Source organism: Sorangium sp. KYC3313 (assembly GCF_052075895.1).
In the GTDB taxonomy this organism is placed as follows: domain Bacteria; phylum Myxococcota_A; class Polyangia; order Polyangiales; family Polyangiaceae; genus Sorangium; species Sorangium cellulosum_B.
In genome coordinates this window covers 4744366-4761101 of the sequence record NZ_CP197255.1, presented here as the reverse complement: position 1 = coordinate 4761101, position 16736 = coordinate 4744366, and the positions used below count along the sequence as shown (strand labels likewise).

The following is a 16736-nucleotide window of genomic DNA, read 5'->3' as shown; positions in this document are numbered from 1 at the left end:
GGAATCGCGACGCTGTGCGAGGAGCGTGAGTGAGAGGTAACGCGATAGGCAAGCCCACGCGACGCGCGACAACGGCGGGCAGTGTGGTCAGGCCGTGCCCGCGCCCCGCCTGGCCGCAGGGGATCCGTTTTTGCTCTGCTTGCAGGGCGACTCTGTCGTATCAAGAAAGCATAGGGCGCAACCCGCGACCCACGCTCACTCGGCCGACCGACGGAGCCACCCCTGCTTGCAGATGAGGGAGCGCTCTACCGGCGAGCCGGACCCTGCCCCCGCCTCCCCGACCCAACTCGCGAGGACAAAGCTATGGCTCGTCTCGTCGGCTTTATCGGTAACCGTCCGGATCTCGGCGCGCGTGCGATCGAGCTCGAAGAACGTGCCCTCACGGTTCGCCGAAGGGAGGGCGTGATCCCTGGCTGGGGGGTCGGCTTCTACCAGGGAGGAGAGATTCTCCTCAAGCGCAGGCCGATCGACGATCGACCCGAGATCAGCCTGACCGACATGACCAAGGACGTGCGCGCCGACATCCTCGTGGCGCATGTCCGGGCTGCGACCGTCGGCAGCCTGCGCACCGAGAACACGCACCCGTTCCGCTATCGGCAGTGGCTGTTCGCCCACACGGGCACGGTCGAAGGGTTCGCCCGCCTGCGGAGCCAGCTGAGCGACTCGCTGCCGCAGTTTCTCCAGCGCGACGTTCGCGGCGAGACGGACAGCGAGATCCTCTTCCACCTGTTCCTGTCCTTCCTCCACGACAGCGGCCAGCTCGATCGACCCAACGTGGACGCGGCGAGCGCGCGGACGGCCCTGCGGTCCTCCATCGCGCTCGTGGACCGGCTCTGCGCGGAGGAAGGGGCGGGGCCGAGCGCGATGAACATCGTGGTCACGAACCCCGAGTACCTGCTCGCCGCCCACGGCGGCACGTCGATGGCGTACCGCATCTACCAGGGCAGCGACGACATGGAGCGGCTGCTCAGCGACGGCGGGTTGGGCCGGATGCGCATGCCCGACTATGCCGCGAGCCGGTTGACGCTCGTCGCGTCGGACTTCGATGACGACCAGGCCCCCGCGGGGTGGACCCACGTTGGCGAGCGTGCGATCGTGACGTTCACCCGCGCCGATGCTCCCGCGATCGAGCCGCTCTGAACGCCCGGAGGGCCCGCAGGAGCCCAGGGCCCATGCGCCGCCGGCCGGCGCTCCGGACACCTCTCGGCCGTCGCGAGCGTGTCCGTCGCTGCTCGTCGCCGTGATCGCGGGCGGGTCGCTCCTGGGGTGCGCTCGCGGAGGACCGGCCTCCTTTCCCACCGCCGCCGAGCTCTCCGACGAGCGCCGCCGCCCCGACGGCGTGGCGCTCGATCCGGCGAGCACCCCGCCGCCACCGGCGAACCAGGCAGACGTCGAGGACAGCGTCGTGACCCTCCGGACACCGCTCGGCATCGGCGCCGCGCTGGACGTCGTGGACGAGTTCTTCCGGCGGGTGGTCGCCGAGGACAGCGAAGCCTTGAGCGAGCTGCTGACGCGCGATGCCCTCGCGATCCACACCGGCTCGGGTGGATCGGGGCAGCCGCCGAGCGCCGGGCTCTGGTGGGAGCAGCGGTTCCGGCGACTCGAGTACGGAAAGCTCGCCGGAGAACCGCTCTATCGGGAGTCGGAGCTCCAGATCTTCCGCGCCGAGGACGTGCTCGCGACGCCGCAACACCCCGCGATCCAGCCGGAGACGCTCGACGACCAGGACGTCGTGATCCGCGTGCCGATCGCGACCGCGCGGGTCGCAACGGATCGCCTGCTCGGCGACGAGATCGTCGTCTGGCTGCGCCGCGACGGCCCGCGATTCAGGATCTATCGGCTGCTCGAGGACTTCCAGTTACAGTAGGCTTTGCGCTTGTGCCAACTCTCCGACAAGATCGGGGCTCGATGAGCCGCCTCAAGATCGCGTTCGTGGGCTCCGGGGGAGCGGCGCGCGGCCTTGCGCACCTCGGCGTGCTGAAGGCTTGCGAGGAGCTGGGCATCCATCCAGAGATCTACGTGGGCGCGGGAGCGGGCGCGCTGGTCAGCGCGACGTACGGGCAAGACATCCCGCTCGATGTGCTGCTCGACGCCTACCGCCTCCCCTGGAGACGACGTCACCGCGGGCCTCGCCTCCACGTGTCGAGCTTCTTCGGCGCTCCCGCCCTGCGCGATCTGCTGGACCCGGGATACCTCTGCTCGGGGGTGTTCTCGATCGACAGGCTCGAGCGCTACGTGCGCCGGACGCTGCCGATCAACGACTTCCGGCAGCTGCCGCACGCCGTCTACGTGACGGCGGTGGACGTGGACAGCGCCAAGCGCGTCGTGTTCGGCCCGGGCCACGACGAGGCCACGCCGATCAGCCAGGCGGTGGCCGCCAGCTGCTGCGTGCCCGGCCTGTTCCGGCCCTACCGCATCAACGGCCGCTATCACCTGAGCGGCGAGGTGATCCGGACGCTCTCCGCCGACGTGGCCGTGAATGCCGGCGCGAACATCGTGATCATCTCCAACATCTACCGTCCCGAGGAGCGCGATGAGTCGCAGCGCTCGATCGCGAGGAGCGGCGCGCCCAGCGTCGTCCGGCAGTCGCTCAGCATCCTTCTGGCCGAGAAGGAGCGCCGCGGCGTCGAGCTCCTCTCCAAGCTCTACCCGAACGTCACCTTCCTGGACGTGGCGCCCGCGATCGGCCGGTACAGCTACATGAACCGGTTCGCCGCCAAGCCGCTCGTCCTGCGCGGCTACCGCACCGCGCTCCGCATCCTCGCCGCCGCGAAGGAGAAGGGCGTGTTCGACGCCCCCTCCTCGAGGAGCGCGCTGAACTAGAGCGGGCGGAGCTCCCGCCGCACGCCCTGGCGTACGTCGACCGCGCCGTCGCGCAGCGACCGCCCGCTACATCCCCGCGACGATGCGGTACCCGTCCTGGTACTCCACCAGCTCCAGCCGGTTGTCGTCGACCTTGCGGCGCCACTCCTCGCCCTTGCCCCCCGGGATGCGGTAGCTCGCGCTGAAGGTGTAGTCGACGTAGATGACGTCATCGCCCTTGAGGACGCGCCGGTAGCGGATCTCGTAGCGGATGGCGCGAGCGTCCTGGAACTTGCCGGTGAGGTACGCGCGCAGGCCAGCGTAATCGAGGTCGTCCGCCGCATCGATGTTGCCGCCGTCCTCGTAGTACTTGGGCGACGCGAGCTTGAGCAGCTCGCCCACGTTCTTGCTCTCCACCGCGTTGCGGTACTTCTCGCAGAACGAGATGATCTTGCGGTTGTCGTCGTTGTCCTCCACGTCCGTGTTCGGGATGTAGTGCGTCGCGCACCCGGCGAGGACGGTCGAAGCAACGACGAGGAGCGAAGCGACAGCTTTTGTTTGGCGGCAGAACATACGCGGGCAGGACAACGCTCGGGGGAAGCAGCTGATTCCAGCTGGGAACCTTGCCAGATCGAGGCGCGGATCGGCAAGCGAAGCGATCGCGACCACCGAAGGATGACGGGGACGGGCGCGCCGCTACGCGTGCTCCTCGAGCCAGCGGAGGAGCGCGAGATGGCCGACCGGCCCCTCGTGGTCGACAGGAAGGTCCGGATCGACCCTGCGCAGGCGCTCCTCGTCGCCGGGATCCGCCTGCAGGAGGAGCGCGACGGCGCCGCCGGCGAGCGCGCGGTGCTGGGCGCCGGTGAGGCCGAGCAGCTCGCGCGCGACCGGCCCCGCGTCGTCGGCCGCGAGGACGACCATGCGGTCGGCGTCGGAGGACGCGACGAGCTCGACCGCGGCGCGGAGCGCCTCCTGCGCGCCGCCGAGCCCGGCGCCTACCGCGAAGCTCGGCCCGGTGAGCTGGTACGCGATGGCGCACTCGCCCGCGATCGCGTTCGGCGACGTCGCAGGGAAGAGGCGCGGCTCGACGAAGCGGGCTCCGCGGGCGCGGCGGCGGGCGTCGTACACGTCGTTGGTGTCGATCGTGGCGAGCGCGTGGCCCGCGACGATGCCGGCGCCCCGCAAGCGATCGGCGCCGACGATGGCGGCGAGGGCTGCCACCGCGGTCAGGCCGAGCCGGCAGAGCGCGTCGAGGCGCGCGAGGCGATCGCGCGCGATGCCGGTCGCCTCGGCGAGGCGCCCGAGATCGGAGCCCGTCACGTGCGCGTGCGCGCGGAGGACCACGGCGCGCGGGCGACGCGGGCGGCGCCCGCTGGCGGAGGACGTGAGCAAGAGGGCGGCGTTGGCGCCGCCGAACGCCGCCGAGAGCTTGAGCGCCGAAGAGAGCGGGCGGGGCTCGGCGCGCTCGAGCAGGTGAGCCGGCGCGTCGGGGTCGAGCTCGCCTTCGGAGGCCGCCGGCGGCGCGATGGACGCCTGGAGGGCGGCTGCTGCGGCGAGCGCCTCGAGCACGCCCGCGGCCCCGAGCGTGTGCCCGATCTGAGCCTTGAACGGGTGGACCACCGGCGGAGGCGCATCCGCGCCCGGCGGCGCGCCCGAGCCCTCCGCGGCGCCGCGCGGCGCGAGCAGCGCGGCGATCGCGCGCGACTCCATCGCGTCGTTGTAAGGCGTCGCCGTGGCGTGGGCGCTGATCAGACCGACGCGCGAGGCAGGCCACCCGGCGTCAGCGAGCGCCGCGGCGCCGGCGCGCGCGAGCCCCGAGCCGGTCCGATCCGGGGCGGTGATGTGCACCGCGTCCGTGGACGCGCCGAAGCCGGCGACGCGGACGATCACCGGGGCGCCGCGGAGGCGGTCCTCGCGGACGAGGGCGACGACGGCGGCGCCCTCGCCGAGCGCCATGCCGTCACGGCCGACCCGAAACGGGCGCGACCTGGACGCCGTGGTCGCGCGGAGCGCCTCGAAGCCGGCGGCGACGAAGATGCTGAGGGCGTCGTAGCCGCCGGCGAGCACGAGATCGCAGGCGTCGCGATCGAGCCAGCGGAGACCGAGGCCGATCGCCAGGGTGCTCGCCGCGCACGCCGCGAGCAGGTGCGTGCGCAGCGGGGTCCGCTCGAGCCCGAACGCCGCGAGCGCGTCGTTGAACGGCGCGAAATAGGTCGCGCGCGAGGCCAGCGCGGCGAGCGATCCGGCGTCGGCGCCCTCGGCGCGGGCGGCGAAGAACCGCTCCGCGGTGAGCATGCCGCCGCTGGAGGTGCCGAGGGCGATGCCGATGCGCTCGCCACGAAAGCCCGGACGCACGCCCTCCAGCGCCGCGAGGGTCTGGGAGAGCGCCGCCTTCAGCAGGTCCGCGGCGCGATCGGCGCCTGGAGCGACGCCGAGCTCCGCGGGCGCGCGCGCGGCGAAGGGCCGCAGCAGGCCGGCGCGAGCCAGCTCCGCGTCGCGCGCGATCGCGACAGGCGCAGGCTCGCCGGCCCGAGGGACGCGGTAGGCGAGGGGGCCGAGGCCGAGCGCCGAGACAGCGCCCGAGGCGATGACGCAGGCGTCGCTCATGGGCCGCCTCCCGGCCGGAGCGAGTCGGGATCGACGAACGCGCGCGGATCCGGCGCGCGATCCCGCTCCTCGGCCTCGCAGATCACCGTGATGAGCAGCCCGGTCGAGGCCTGCGCGTAACGGACGTTGCCGCAGCCCATACCCTCGGCGATCACGACCTCCTCGTCGAGCCGGCGCCGGCGTGCGCCCTCCGCCGTCGACCACGTGGTGCGGCGCGCGCCGATCACGCCCCGGTCGTCGACCCGCAGATCGATCACGGCGTCGCCGTCGCGCAGGACGAAGGAATCCGTGCTCTCGACGCGCGAGTACCAGAGCAGCGTCCCCGCTGCCGGGTGGAGCATCCACCAGCGCAGAAAATCTACCGGCAGACCGCGGAGCGCGGTCCGTGGCGTCGAGGCGTCGCCGCGCCTCAGCAGATCGAGCGCGGGAACGGCGAAACGGAAGCGATCGCCGCGGGCCCACAGGTCGAGCGCGGTGGTGCCGCCGGGGCCGAGGAGGATCATCCGCAGCGCGCCCTCGGGCTCGAGAATGTCGCTCCCCGCCGCGCGTGCGCGCCCTTCGATCGCCGGCGGGGAGACCGCGATCGCGCCGCGCGCCTCGAGCACGTGGCCTGTGCGCGGCTCCCGCAATGCCAGGCGGACGCGGAGCGTGCGCGGGCCAGCCCCCTCGACCTCGCGGCGGAGACCTGCGAGGCGCTCGCGCCCCTCTCGCCACGTGGAGGGGTCGAGCCGCGCCGTGGACGTGCCCGCCGATGGGCCAGGCAGGAGGCGCGCCAGCTCGGCGTCGAGCGCGCCGCCGCGCCGCGGGGCGCCCGCGGCGCAGGCCGGGAGGCTCGCGAGCAAGAGCAGGAGGCGCCCGGCGCTGACGAGGCGCCGCGCACGACGGCGGGGAGCGGGCAGCGATGTCGTCACGCGTCGCCGGGAGCGACCAGCAGGATGGCGTATCCCCGGTCGGGTGCGCCGCCCACGACGAGCACGCTCGCGAGGTCGCGGCTGGCGAGCGCCGCGACCGCCGCAGCAGCGGCGAACCCGCCGGCGCCCTCGTGATCGCCGGAGCGCGACGCGAGCGTGGAGCGCGGCACCTCGGCCCACGGTGAGCCCTGCAGGCAGGCGACGAGACGCTCCTCCTCCCGTCCGACGAAGACGGCGGCCGGCGACGGGACGGTGGCCTGCGCTCGCAGGGCGACCTCTCCCGGAGCGCCGAGGCGCGCCGGCGCTGGCGCTCCCGCCAGCATCCCCACGCCGTCACCCCGCCAGGAGTTCCACCAGGACACCATCGCCACCGGGCGCGCCCCTCGCTCACGCGCGCGCGCGGCGCTCTCGAAGAGCAGCACGGCAGCGCCCTCGCTGCGGACACCGCTGCTGACGACTTGCGAGCAGATCGGACCGAGGCACCGCTCGATCATCGGGCTCGTCTCCTCGACGCTGCCCGCGGCGAGCGCCTCCCCCTCCCCGGCCGTGATGAGCTCGATGGCCGTGACCATGGCCGCTTCCGCGGTCGCTCCGAGATCGGCCATCGCGAACACCGGGCCACGGAGGCCCAGGTAGATGGAGGCATGCCCGACCGGCGACGAGGGGACCAGGTTCGGAAAATCGGCGGGGCTCGCGTACTTCGCGCCCTTGTCGTAGATGCGCCGCATGTACGCGGTCGAGGCGTCGACGCTGCCAAAGGACGCGCCGACGATGGCGCCTGGAAGGGTGCGGCTCGGCGCGACGTCGGCCGCTGGATCGCCCGCGCCGGCCTCGGCCTGAACCGCGCCGCCGAGCCCGGCCTCCGAGAGGGCCGTGAGGATCGCGGCCGTCGTCAGCCGGCCAGCGCGGTCGAGCCGCCTCGCCCGCGCGAGATCGAGGTGCGCGGCCGTGTTGAAGGGGATGGCCCCTTCCGCCGGCGGAGGGCCAGGCTCGAGATACGCGGCGCCGCCGCGGGACGCGAGGACGCCGAGCGGGCCGATCGTCGCGGCCGCCGTCACGACGACCGAGCGCCGCCGGGGCGCGCTGCCGGCGTCGAGCGGCGGCGGAAAGCGGCCTGGCTGCGCGAGCACGAGCACGCTGTCCGTGCCGCCGAAGCCGAAGGAGTTCGACATCGCCGACCGGATCGGCGCCTCGCGCGCCTCCTTCAGGTGCACGAGCTGGCAGTCCGGGTCGACCTCTTCGAGGCCGCCGGTCGGGGGCATCACGCCGCGCGCGATGGCGAGGGCGGTGATCGCGGCCTCGACCGCGCCCGCTGCGCCGAGCGTGTGCCCGATCTGCCCCTTCGATGAGGAGACGGCGATGCGGTTCACCTCAAGGCCGAGGCAGGCGCGCAGGGCGGCGCTCTCCATGACGTCGTTCAGCGGCGTCGCGGTGCCGTGCGCGTTGACGTAATCGAGATCCGAGGGCGTGAGCGCCGCGCACCGGAGAGCATCGCGCATGACGCGCGCGGCGGTGCGCCCCTCGCGCTCGGGGTTGGTGATGTGATGCGCCTCGGCGCCGGTCGCCCATCCGCGGAGCTCGACGATCGGCTCCGCCCCGCGCGCGCGCGCGGCGTCCTCGGACTCGAGGAGCAGGAACGCCGCCGCTTCGCCGAGGTTCAGGCCGGCGCGCCGCCGATCGAACGGGCGGCACGGCGCCGGATCGACGGCCGCGAGCGCGCCGAAGCCGGTGTACGTCAGCCGGCACAGGCCGTCGGCGCCCCCGGCGAGCACGCGGGTGGAGAGGCCGGCGCGGAGCCAGGCCGCGCCCAGCAAGATGGCGTTCGCGCCGCTCGAGCAGGCGCTGCAGACGCTCCTCACCCGACGGAACGGACCGACGGCGGCGCGGACGTGGTCGGCCGTCGATGAGAGGGGGTGCGAGAGCATCCGCTTCAGGGGGGCGATCGCGCTGGGGTCGTGCGATAGCCAGGCGAGCAAGTCCTCCGTCTCGAACATCCCGGCGGTCGTCCCGCCGACCACCAGGTCGACCGGAACACCCCTCGGGTCGATGCCCGCGTGCGCGAGCGCCTCGCGGGCCGAGAGCACGGCCATCGCATCGGTCCGAGACCACCCTTCCGCCTCGCCGGGCGGAGCGACCTCCTCGGGGGAGAGGTCGCGGACCTCCGCGGCGATGCGCCCGCGCGTCCCGGGGATCTCGAACAAGGAGAGCGGCGCGAAGGCCCGTTCTCCTGCGATGAGCCGGTCCATCGTCTCGTTCGCCCCGCGCGCCAGGGGCGAGACGACCCCGATGCCCGTCACCCAGATTCGCACGCCCGAACGGCCCTCTGCGGCGCGCTCACGCCGCCGCGGTCGACTTGACGATGTGGGCCACGAGCGCGTCCACCGATGCGAAGATCGGCCTCGCTTCGTCGCCCTCCGGGATGCGGACGCCGAAGCGCTCCTCCACGCTCATGGCGAGCTGGAGCGCGTCCAGCGAATCGAGGCCCAGCCCCGCGCCGAACAGCGGCGCGGCGTCGTCGATGTCGGCCGGCGTCTTCCCCTCGAGGTTCAGCTCCTCGACCATGAGTTCTTTTAACTTCTGCCGCACGTCCTGCGCGTTCATGAGCACGTCCCTGCGGGGTAGCACAACCCCGCGCCTTTCCACCAGGGGGCAGCGCTTTTTCTGACGGTTTGGTAAAGAGCGCCCATGGCCCTCGTCGACTACGCCACCTCTGCAGGCGTCGCGCTGCTCACGCTCAATGATCCGCCCGTCAACGGCTACACCCACGAGATGATGAAGGACCTCGACGCGGCCATCCTCGAGGCCCGCTTCGACAACGATGTCCATGTCATCGTCATCACCGGGCACGGCGAAAAGTTCTTCTGCGCAGGAGCGAACATCAACATGCTCCGCGAGTCGGACCCGACGTTCAAATACTACTTCTGTCTCCACGCGAACGAGACGTTGAGCCGCCTCGAGCACACGCCGAAGCTCTGCATCGCCGCGCTGAACGGCCACACGGTGGGCGGTGGTCTCGAGATCGCGATGGCCTGTGACCTCCGCATCGCCCGAAAAGGCGCCGGCAAGGTCGGCCTCCCCGAGGTCACGCTGGGCGTCCTGCCTGGCACCGGAGGCACCCAGCGCCTGGCCAGGCTCATCGGCAAATCACGCGCGATCCAGCTGATGTGCGAGGGGCAGACGTTCGATTTCGAGACAGCGCTCGCGGTTGGCCTGATCAATGACGTCTGGGAGACGGCCTCCCATGACGAGTTCATCGACCGGATCCTCGCGTACAGCCACACGTTCACGCTGCCGGACCGCGCGGCGCTGGCGGTCGGGCGGATCAAGCGCGCCGTTCAGACGGGCTTCGAGGTAGGGCTCGAACAGGGGCTCGCCCTCGAGCGAGAGCTCCAGGCCGAGCTGTTCACGTCGGAGGACGCGCGCGAGGGGCTCGCCGCGTACATGGAGAAGCGGAAGCCGGTGTTCCAAGGCAAATGAGCGCAAACCGAGCGCAAACCGAGCGCAAACCGAGCGCAAACCGAGCGCAAACCGAGCGCAAACCGAGCGCAAACCGAGCGCAAACCGAGCGCAAACCGAGCGCACGCCGCACGTCGACCAGCGCGCTGCCTCGCCGTTCTTCTCCGTGGGCAGCCGGACCAGGCTGACGCCGCCTAAAATGTGATAGAAGTTACTTTTTAATGGTGACGTCGGAGGGGTGGACGATTTTCAAATCAGAGGGGGCTGCTGCACGTAAGTTCAGGCATGCAACAGCTTGTTGAGCATGGGCCCCTCCTGGAGCGGCCCAGCTTCGAGACCGTGTACACTGTCGGGCTGTCATTCCTCCGACAAGCGCTCCGCTGGCTCGGGGTGGCAGAGCGCGACGTCGACGACGTCCTGCAAGACGTCCTGATCGCTGCGTATCACGCGCTGGATCGCTTCGATCCGAGGCGCTGCTCGGACGAGGCGCGCGCCAGACATCCCCCCTGCGACCGCGCCCCGAGCCTGGAACGCGGGGCGCCACCGACGGCGAGCCCGCTCGGCGAGCCCCTCAGGCGCTGGCTGTTCGGCATCGCGTGGCGACAGGTCGGCCATTATCGCGGGCGCGCCCACCGCCGCCGAGAGATCGCGGTCGGCGCCGGGGCGAGCTGGCCGTTCGAGCTCGCCGACCCCGGCTTGACCTCGGAACAGCTGCTCGCGCGCGAGCAAAGCGGCCAGCTCGTCGGCAGGCTGCTCGGCGCGATCGACTCCGAGCGACGCGTGGTCTTGATCATGCACGATCTGCTCGACGTGACGACCGCCGACATCGCGCGCGACCTGGACGTGAAGGAGAACACGGTGCGCAACCGCCTCCGGCTGGCCCGCGAAGACTTCCGCGTGGCGGTGAAGCGCATGAACGCCGAGGAGCGACGCGCACTCCACGATCCGTTGAGCCTCCAGGTCGCCGAGCGCTCCCGCGGGGCGGACGAAGAGTCGCTCATGAGCACCGCCAGGCTCATCCCCGAGGTGCCGGACGCTACCCGGCGCAGGATCTGGCTCGCGGTCACGCGCGCGATCGCCGAGGCGCACGCGGCGGGCCCGAGCGCCGCGGCTTGCGCCGCGCCAGCTCCGTAGGCGACCGCCGCGCGCACCGAAAGGAGGCCGGCGCAACCGAGGCCCCGGCGTCGGCCGCCCTCAGCGCTCCAGCATCCTGCCGTAGTGCTCGGCGAGCGCCGTCCCCCCCAGGCGGGAGAAGAAGGAAGAATAGCATATCCAGATCGCCAGCCCGTTCATGTCGTCGAAGATCGGCGGGAGATACGGAGGCGGGCGGATGATCCCGTCGGTCATGTGCGCATGGAGGACAGGGACGTCCTCGTGCGCGACCTTCCCCACGAACAAGAAGGGAATCAGCATCGCCCGATCGTGCTGAATGGCCGCGCGCATGAAGGCGTAGTTGAGGACGATCCCCTTGCAGTAGCAGGCGTCCTTCGTGAACGGCGCCCCTCCCGCGAGCACGCCGCCGCGGAAGACGCGCCTGGCGTTCTGGAAGCACTCGTCTTCCTCGTAACCTTCGGTGCGGTACCACTCGAACACGTCGAGGAACGACGCCCCGTCCTCCGCCTTGTCCACCGCGAGGATGCGGTCGTTCAGCTTCTTCGCGCGACGCGGAGTGCTCCTGAAGGTGAGGATCTCCACCAGAACGGCGAGCCCTTCCTGCACCGCCGTGGTGCGCGGAGGCCCCTTCGCGAGCCAGCGCGCCACCGGCTGAGCTTGCCCGTTCAGGCTGGTCGCCACGTGCACCCACCCCTCGTGCGCCTCGAGGATGTCGACATCGCTCTTGGAGAACATCGCGCCGCTCCGGATCTTCACGTAGTCGCTGCCGGCGGCGGCGTCCGCGAGGAGCGAGTCGTCCACCTGCACGCGGATCGACGCGCCGCCGAAGAAGCGGTCGAAGCGGGCGTTCAGATCGAGCGCCGCCATCTCCGCCGTGATCTCCCGCTGCTGCGACGGGCCGAGCCGCTCACCGCCGATCGCCGTCAGGAGGTCGTAGAGCACGAACCCCATGTCCCGCACGCTCGTCTTTCCGTCTGGCAGCTTGTCCTTCGGAGATCCGTAGAGCTCGCGGGACAGCGCGTAGAACGCCTTCGTTCCCCGCCCGATGAGCATGCTCACGACCTTCCGGTACTCGTCCGCCGTCGCGCGGAGGATCTGCCCGAGCCGATCGCGCTTGCCGAGCTCCCGCTCGGCGTCGCGCAGGATCTCCTCGAGCTCGCGCTGCTTGGCCTCCGGGTCGAACCCCAGATCGTCCGAGTAGGCGACCTTCGGCAGCTCGCGCTGCTTCGAGCGGACAAATTGCTCTTCGACGTCCGCCTCCCAGCGGAGCGCTTGGAGGATGCGGATCGGCCGCTGCGCGTCGAGCACGCGCTGGGCCAGCCTCGCGAGGATCTCCTTGTAGGAGCGCCACGGCGCCGCGACCGGCGGGAGCGGCGCGTGCGGGATCGGCCCGTCGTGCAAGCTCAGGGACTCGAGCGGCGCCGACGGCGCTTCACCGCTCTCCGCGCCGCCTTGCCCAGGGCCGCCCCGACCGCCGCTCGCGGCCGCTTCCGCGCCGTCCTCCGCCGCGCCAGCGCTGCCGCTGCCCGGCTCGTCCGCTGGCTCGCTCACCTCGAGCTCGCGCTGCGCCTCCACGTCCGCCGCGTGCGCCCCCCTCCTCTCCCGGGCCTCAGAGCTCTGCGCCATTTGCGATCGATTGCTAACACCGGCTCACCTGTCCGAGCAAACCTCCACGGGCCAGGACAGGCGCCGCGGGGAGAGCCGGCTCCGCCGGGTCCTTGTCGGCATCGCGGCCTCGGGGTACGAGCCCTGCCCGTATGAGCGATCCCGAGCACAGGAATGACGCCGAGACGACCGCCGAGGAGGAATCGACCGCCCTCTCGGATGCCGCGCTCCTCGAGCGCACGGCGGAGGGGGCCAGGCGGCTCCGCTCGGCGATCGCGGCGGCGGTGGTAGGGCAGGACGACGTCGTCGAGGCCATGCTGATCACGCTCGCCGCGCGCGGGCATGCGCTGCTCGTCGGCGTCCCGGGGCTCGCCAAGACACTGCTCGTGTCGTCGCTCGCGAGGGCGCTCGACCTCAGCTTCGGGCGCGTCCAGTTCACGCCTGACCTGCTGCCCGCCGACATCACGGGGACCGACGTGCTGCACGAGCAGCACGGGTCGCGGAGCCTGCGCTTCCAGCCCGGCCCCATCTTCCACAACCTCGTCCTCGCGGACGAGGTGAACCGGACGCCGCCGAAGACGCAGGCCGCCCTGCTCGAGGCGATGCAGGAGCGCAAGGTGACCGTCGGGACCACCACGCACGCCCTCCCCGACCCGTTCCAGGTGTTCGCGACGCGAAACCCGATCGAGCAGGAAGGGACCTACCCGCTGCCAGAGGCGCAGCTCGACCGCTTCTTGCTGGAGATTCACGTCACCTACCCGAGCGAGGCCGAGGAGCGCGAGGTGGCGCGACGGACGACCTCGGGGAAGCCGCCGGCGATCGCGGCGGTGCTCAAGGCGAGAGAGGTGCTGGCGATCGGGCGCCTCGTCCCGAGGATCCCGGTGACCGACGAGGCCGTGGACCTCGCGGTGCGCCTCGCCCGGGCGACGCGGCCGGGGGCGGAGCGCGCGGCGCAGGAGGTCCGGGACTACGTGCGCTACGGCGCGGGGCCGCGCGGGAGCCAGGCGCTGGTGATCGCGGCCAAGGCGCGCGCTGCGCTCCGCGGCGAAGCGGCCGCAGACGTGGACGACGTGAGGGCGCTGCTGATCCCGGCGCTGCGGCACCGGATCGTGCTGTCGTACCGCGCCGAGGCGGACGGCGTCCGCGACGTCGACGTGCTGAGCGCCGTGGAGAGAGCGGTGCGCTGACGGCGCCGCGGCGCGGGCGCCCGTCGACGCCATCACCGCGCGCGGGGCGCCTGTTGCTGCGCGTCCTTCACCGGCGTGACCGCCTTCATGGCCTTCAGATCCAACACGAAGCGCAGCGTCCCCGGCCCGCGCCCGTCCCAGCTCACCGCGACGACGCCGCTCTTCTTCAGGCTCAGGCCGGCCCAGCCGCCATCGCCGAGCAGCGACGTCACGAGCGCCGACAACGAAGGCTCGTGCCCCACCAGCGCCAGCGGCTGAGCCCCCTGGTGCTGCGAGAGCCGGCGAAGGATCTCGGCCGTGTCGCGCGAGGGAGAGAGCTCGGCGACCACCGACACCTCGTCGGTCAGCCCGGCGGCGGCTGCGATGATCTCCGCGGTCTGCACCGCGCGCACGAGGGGGCTCGTCCAGATCACCCCAGGACAGCGGTCCTCCTGCTTCGCGAGCCATTTGGCGACGCGCCGGGTCAGCTTGCGCCCCTTGCCCGTCAACCAGCGACCCGCGTCGCCGAGGTCCGGCGCGTCATCCACGGCGTGGCCGTGGCGAATGATCAGGATCTCCATGACCTGACCTTAGCTTGGACGAGCGCCAGCCGGGGAGCGCCGTCCGCGCGAAAGGGGCGGCGGCGCCACCTCGACGCCCATCAGAACTCGCACTGATGGGTCGCGTCGTTGCAGTGCGAGCCCGGCGCCACGAAGGGACAGATGCTCCCGAGGAAGTTCTCGCACGGGAAACCGCACGTGAATGACGTGTGCGTGTAGCAGATCTGCCCCTCGTCGCAATCGGCGTCGGAGGCGCATCGGCAGGTGAAATCGTCAGGGAACCCGTTCCCGTTTTCATCAAGGCCGTTACAGCACTCCGTCACGTAGACGTCGCTCGCGCTGCAGTCCTCGTCAGCGCAGTCCAGCGCGCCGTCGCAGTCGTTGTCGATCCCGTCGGTGCACGCGGCGGTCCCGAACTCGGGGCCAGGCGCGGCGCCCTTCGCGCAGCTCCGGCATGAGCCGAAGGTGGCGCAGCCGGGATCAGCGCAGTCGACGTAGTGATCGCCGTCGTTGTCGAGGTGGTCGTCGCAGATCTCGCGCGGGTTCGGGACGATCTCGACGTTGAGCACGAAGGGGCCCTCGTTCGGTCCGCTCGCGGGATCGATCGTGAAGCCGTCGAGGAAGACGAAATAGGTGCCGGGGTACAGGATGCCGAAATCGAGCAGGGAGGCCCGCGACCCGCCGCTGTCGTCGTCGCAGCCGATCTCCCGGCCGGAGCTGCAGACGCCCGTGCGGACGTAGAGCGCCGTGTCGAAGGCCGACCCGCGCGAGTCGACGTGCACGCGCGACGGCGCTGTGAGCACGAAGAAGAAGACCGCCTCGCCGGCGTCGCCGCCGCACTCCCCCCGGGTCTCGCTCACGTGCCCCGTGGTGTCCCCCGTGTACGTGCCAGTCCCGGGGATGCGCTTCGGCGACAGGCAGTTGGCCTGCTCGAGCACGCACACCGGGCTGCTCGCGCAGTCCGGGTCCTGGCAGTCGACCAGGGCGTCGCCGTCGTCGTCGACGTGGTTGTTGCACCGCTCCGGCGTCGGCTCGCAGTTCGGCGCGAAGGCGCAGGCGCTGTCCGCGCAGTCGACGCGCTCGTCGCAGTTGTTGTCGACGCCGTCGTCGCAGATCTCCGGCACGCAGCGCGCGCAGGCCGGCGCGGAGACGCACTGCGGGTCCGCGCAGTCGACGCGCCCGTCGCAGTCGTTGTCGACGCCGTCGTCGCACCGCTCCGGCGAGCCGGGCGGCTCGCACGCGCAAGGGAAGATGCCGCGGCAGTCCGGATCGCCGCAGTCGACCAGGAGATCGCAGTCGTCGTCCTCGCGGTTGTCGCAGCGCTCGCGCTGGGAGCTGCAGGCGCAGAGCGGGTCGGAGCCGCAGTCGGCGTCGTCGCAGTCGAAGGCGAGATCGCAGTCGTCATCGACGCCGTTGCCGCACTTCCCGGCCTCCGAGGTGGAGCAGCCGCAGGCCGGCGTCCCCGAGCAGTCCGCGTCGAAGCAGTCGACGATCGTGTCGCAGTCGTCGTCGGCGCCGTTCTGACAGCGCTCGCCGGCAGGGCTCGGGGTGCAGCCGCAGATCTCCCCCGCTGCGCACGCGGGATCGAAGCAGTCGCTGACGCCGTTGCAGTCGTTGTCCGCGGCGTCCGTGCAGATCTCCGGCGCGCCCGGGAAGACGGACGGGTTGAGGTCGTTGCAGTCGCTCCCGCCGCAGAACGTCGGGCCGACGCCGTCCCGATCGTCGTCGCGGGGGCGATGGTCGCAGCGCCCGCCTACGCAGTCGTCGCTCGTGCAGTCGTCGCCATCGTCACAGTCCGTGGGGCCGCCGCACGCGTCGAAGCCTCCGGCGCCCTCGCCTCCGTTCGATGAGGTCGACATGCTGCCGCTCGTCGCGCCACCGAAGCCGCCCCCTCCAGCGCCGGCGTTCGAGAGGTCGGGGAGGCTCGTCCGGCCGCACGCTCCCGCCAGGACGCCGAGCGCCGCCCATGCGCCGAGCGCGATGAGGTACCGTCGAATCCGGGAAGGCCGCGGAAGCGCCCCCTCGACCCACGCTGAAGAGCCCGGCTTCATCTCTCGCACCGGCCGCACGGTGCCCGCGCTTTGGTCCACTTGACAACCCCGAGTTTCCAGGAAAGCAAGTTCTGATCCGCTGGCGCTGGCCGCTCGGCGAGGTGTTGGTCTGGAGCGCGCTTCCTCGCTCTGCGCGGCCGGCCCGAGCAGCCGCGAGGGCTGCTCACGAGCTGGCCTGCACGCCGAGCTGGCCAGCTCGCGCCACGGGATCAGTTGCGGGTCGGAGCATCCGCGTGTAACGAGGGCCGGTGGGCGCGCAGCTCCAGATCGAGTACGAGCGGCCGCCCCCCGGCCTTCAGCGCGGGCGTTACCCTGCGCCACAATGGGTCATCCTCGGGATCGGCGCCGCGGTGGTGCTCATCGCAGCCGCCGTCCTGATCTGGCGAGCGCGGCGCGCCTTCAGCGCACGCGGGAGAGGCGGACCGCGCTCCTCGAGACGAGGATGACGGGAAACTGGAAACCAGG

Annotated in this window: 14 protein-coding genes; 6 read left to right on the top strand and 8 right to left on the bottom strand. The window is 71.8% G+C overall.

Annotated elements, in window-relative coordinates; all coding sequences use genetic code 11:
* Nucleotides 1-402: 402 nt before the first annotated feature.
* The 3 genes from ACSRUE_RS18695 (at nucleotide 403) to ACSRUE_RS18685 (ending at nucleotide 2823) form a co-directional block, all read left to right on the top strand.
* Complete coding sequence (locus tag ACSRUE_RS18695; protein WP_437765555.1) at nucleotides 403-1140, top strand: class II glutamine amidotransferase; 738 nt, start codon at nucleotides 403-405, stop codon at nucleotides 1138-1140.
* Between the two features lie 100 nt (nucleotides 1141-1240).
* Complete coding sequence (locus ACSRUE_RS18690; RefSeq protein ID WP_441292168.1) at nucleotides 1241-1867, top strand: hypothetical protein; 627 nt, start codon at nucleotides 1241-1243, stop codon at nucleotides 1865-1867.
* Between the two features lie 41 nt (nucleotides 1868-1908).
* Nucleotides 1909-2823, top strand: a complete 915-nt coding sequence (locus ACSRUE_RS18685) for a patatin-like phospholipase family protein (RefSeq protein ID WP_437765553.1) — start codon at nucleotides 1909-1911, stop codon at nucleotides 2821-2823.
* Nucleotides 2824-2889: 66 nt separating this feature from the next.
* On the opposite strand, the gene ACSRUE_RS18680 is transcribed toward ACSRUE_RS18685, so the two are convergent.
* The 5 genes from ACSRUE_RS18680 to ACSRUE_RS18660 all read right to left on the bottom strand — a co-directional run bounded on the left by ACSRUE_RS18680 (nucleotide 2890) and on the right by ACSRUE_RS18660 (nucleotide 8945).
* A complete protein-coding gene (locus tag ACSRUE_RS18680) occupies nucleotides 2890-3375 on the bottom strand; it encodes a hypothetical protein (RefSeq protein ID WP_437765552.1) in 486 nt (161 codons plus the stop codon).
* Nucleotides 3376-3498: 123 nt separating this feature from the next.
* Nucleotides 3499-5409: a beta-ketoacyl synthase N-terminal-like domain-containing protein gene (locus ACSRUE_RS18675; RefSeq protein WP_441292167.1), complete on the bottom strand. Its 1911-nt coding sequence runs from the start codon at nucleotides 5407-5409 to the stop codon at nucleotides 3499-3501.
* Entirely contained in the window at nucleotides 5406-6320 is a 915-nt protein-coding gene (locus tag ACSRUE_RS18670) for a hypothetical protein (RefSeq protein ID WP_441292166.1), read from the bottom strand. Before ACSRUE_RS18670 ends, ACSRUE_RS18675 begins: the two co-directional genes overlap by 4 nt.
* Nucleotides 6317-8629, bottom strand: coding sequence for a beta-ketoacyl synthase N-terminal-like domain-containing protein (locus ACSRUE_RS18665; RefSeq protein WP_441292165.1), 2313 nt, complete (start codon nucleotides 8627-8629; stop codon nucleotides 6317-6319). The genes ACSRUE_RS18670 and ACSRUE_RS18665 overlap by 4 nt, the downstream gene beginning before the upstream one ends.
* A gap of 25 nt (nucleotides 8630-8654) precedes the next feature.
* The gene (locus ACSRUE_RS18660) at nucleotides 8655-8945 is read right to left on the bottom strand and encodes a phosphopantetheine-binding protein (RefSeq protein WP_272094852.1); all 291 of its coding nucleotides are present in this window, start codon (nucleotides 8943-8945) and stop codon (nucleotides 8655-8657) included.
* Nucleotides 8946-9005: 60 nt separating this feature from the next.
* Here ACSRUE_RS18660 and ACSRUE_RS18655 point away from each other — a divergent pair, with 60 nt between their 5' ends.
* On the top strand, nucleotides 9006-9797 hold the full coding sequence (locus ACSRUE_RS18655; RefSeq protein WP_441292164.1) for an enoyl-CoA hydratase/isomerase family protein: 792 nt from the start codon (nucleotides 9006-9008) through the stop codon (nucleotides 9795-9797).
* 264 nt (nucleotides 9798-10061) lie between these two features.
* The gene (locus ACSRUE_RS18650) at nucleotides 10062-10910 is read left to right on the top strand and encodes an RNA polymerase sigma factor (protein WP_441292163.1); all 849 of its coding nucleotides are present in this window, start codon (nucleotides 10062-10064) and stop codon (nucleotides 10908-10910) included.
* A gap of 60 nt (nucleotides 10911-10970) precedes the next feature.
* On the opposite strand, the gene ACSRUE_RS18645 is transcribed toward ACSRUE_RS18650, so the two are convergent.
* Nucleotides 10971-12515, bottom strand: a complete 1545-nt coding sequence (locus ACSRUE_RS18645; RefSeq protein ID WP_441292162.1) for a flavohemoglobin expression-modulating QEGLA motif protein — start codon at nucleotides 12513-12515, stop codon at nucleotides 10971-10973.
* Between the two features lie 131 nt (nucleotides 12516-12646).
* Here ACSRUE_RS18645 and ACSRUE_RS18640 point away from each other — a divergent pair, with 131 nt between their 5' ends.
* Nucleotides 12647-13681 (top strand): AAA family ATPase, encoded by a 1035-nt coding sequence (locus ACSRUE_RS18640; RefSeq protein WP_437765545.1) that lies wholly within the window; start codon nucleotides 12647-12649, stop codon nucleotides 13679-13681.
* Between the two features lie 32 nt (nucleotides 13682-13713).
* On the opposite strand, the gene sixA is transcribed toward ACSRUE_RS18640, so the two are convergent.
* The gene (sixA, locus tag ACSRUE_RS18635) at nucleotides 13714-14241 is read right to left on the bottom strand and encodes a phosphohistidine phosphatase SixA (protein WP_441292161.1); all 528 of its coding nucleotides are present in this window, start codon (nucleotides 14239-14241) and stop codon (nucleotides 13714-13716) included.
* Between the two features lie 80 nt (nucleotides 14242-14321).
* Entirely contained in the window at nucleotides 14322-16310 is a 1989-nt protein-coding gene (locus ACSRUE_RS18630) for a MopE-related protein (RefSeq protein ID WP_441292160.1), read from the bottom strand.
* Nucleotides 16311-16736: the final 426 nt, after the last annotated feature.

What these genes read in the sequence shown, in the direction of transcription:
- ACSRUE_RS18685 (WP_437765553.1), top strand. Translation starts at nt 1,909, where the DNA reads ATGAGCCGCCTCAAGATCGCGTTCGTGGGCTCCGGGGGAGCGGCGCGC.
- ACSRUE_RS18680 (WP_437765552.1), bottom strand. Translation starts at nt 3,375, where the DNA reads ATGTTCTGCCGCCAAACAAAAGCTGTCGCTTCGCTCCTCGTCGTTGCT.
- ACSRUE_RS18675 (WP_441292167.1), bottom strand. Translation starts at nt 5,409, where the DNA reads ATGAGCGACGCCTGCGTCATCGCCTCGGGCGCTGTCTCGGCGCTCGGC.
- ACSRUE_RS18655 (WP_441292164.1), top strand. Translation starts at nt 9,006, where the DNA reads ATGGCCCTCGTCGACTACGCCACCTCTGCAGGCGTCGCGCTGCTCACG.
- ACSRUE_RS18650 (WP_441292163.1), top strand. Translation starts at nt 10,062, where the DNA reads ATGCAACAGCTTGTTGAGCATGGGCCCCTCCTGGAGCGGCCCAGCTTC.
- ACSRUE_RS18645 (WP_441292162.1), bottom strand. Translation starts at nt 12,515, where the DNA reads ATGGCGCAGAGCTCTGAGGCCCGGGAGAGGAGGGGGGCGCACGCGGCG.
- ACSRUE_RS18640 (WP_437765545.1), top strand. Translation starts at nt 12,647, where the DNA reads ATGAGCGATCCCGAGCACAGGAATGACGCCGAGACGACCGCCGAGGAG.
- sixA (WP_441292161.1), bottom strand. Translation starts at nt 14,241, where the DNA reads ATGGAGATCCTGATCATTCGCCACGGCCACGCCGTGGATGACGCGCCG.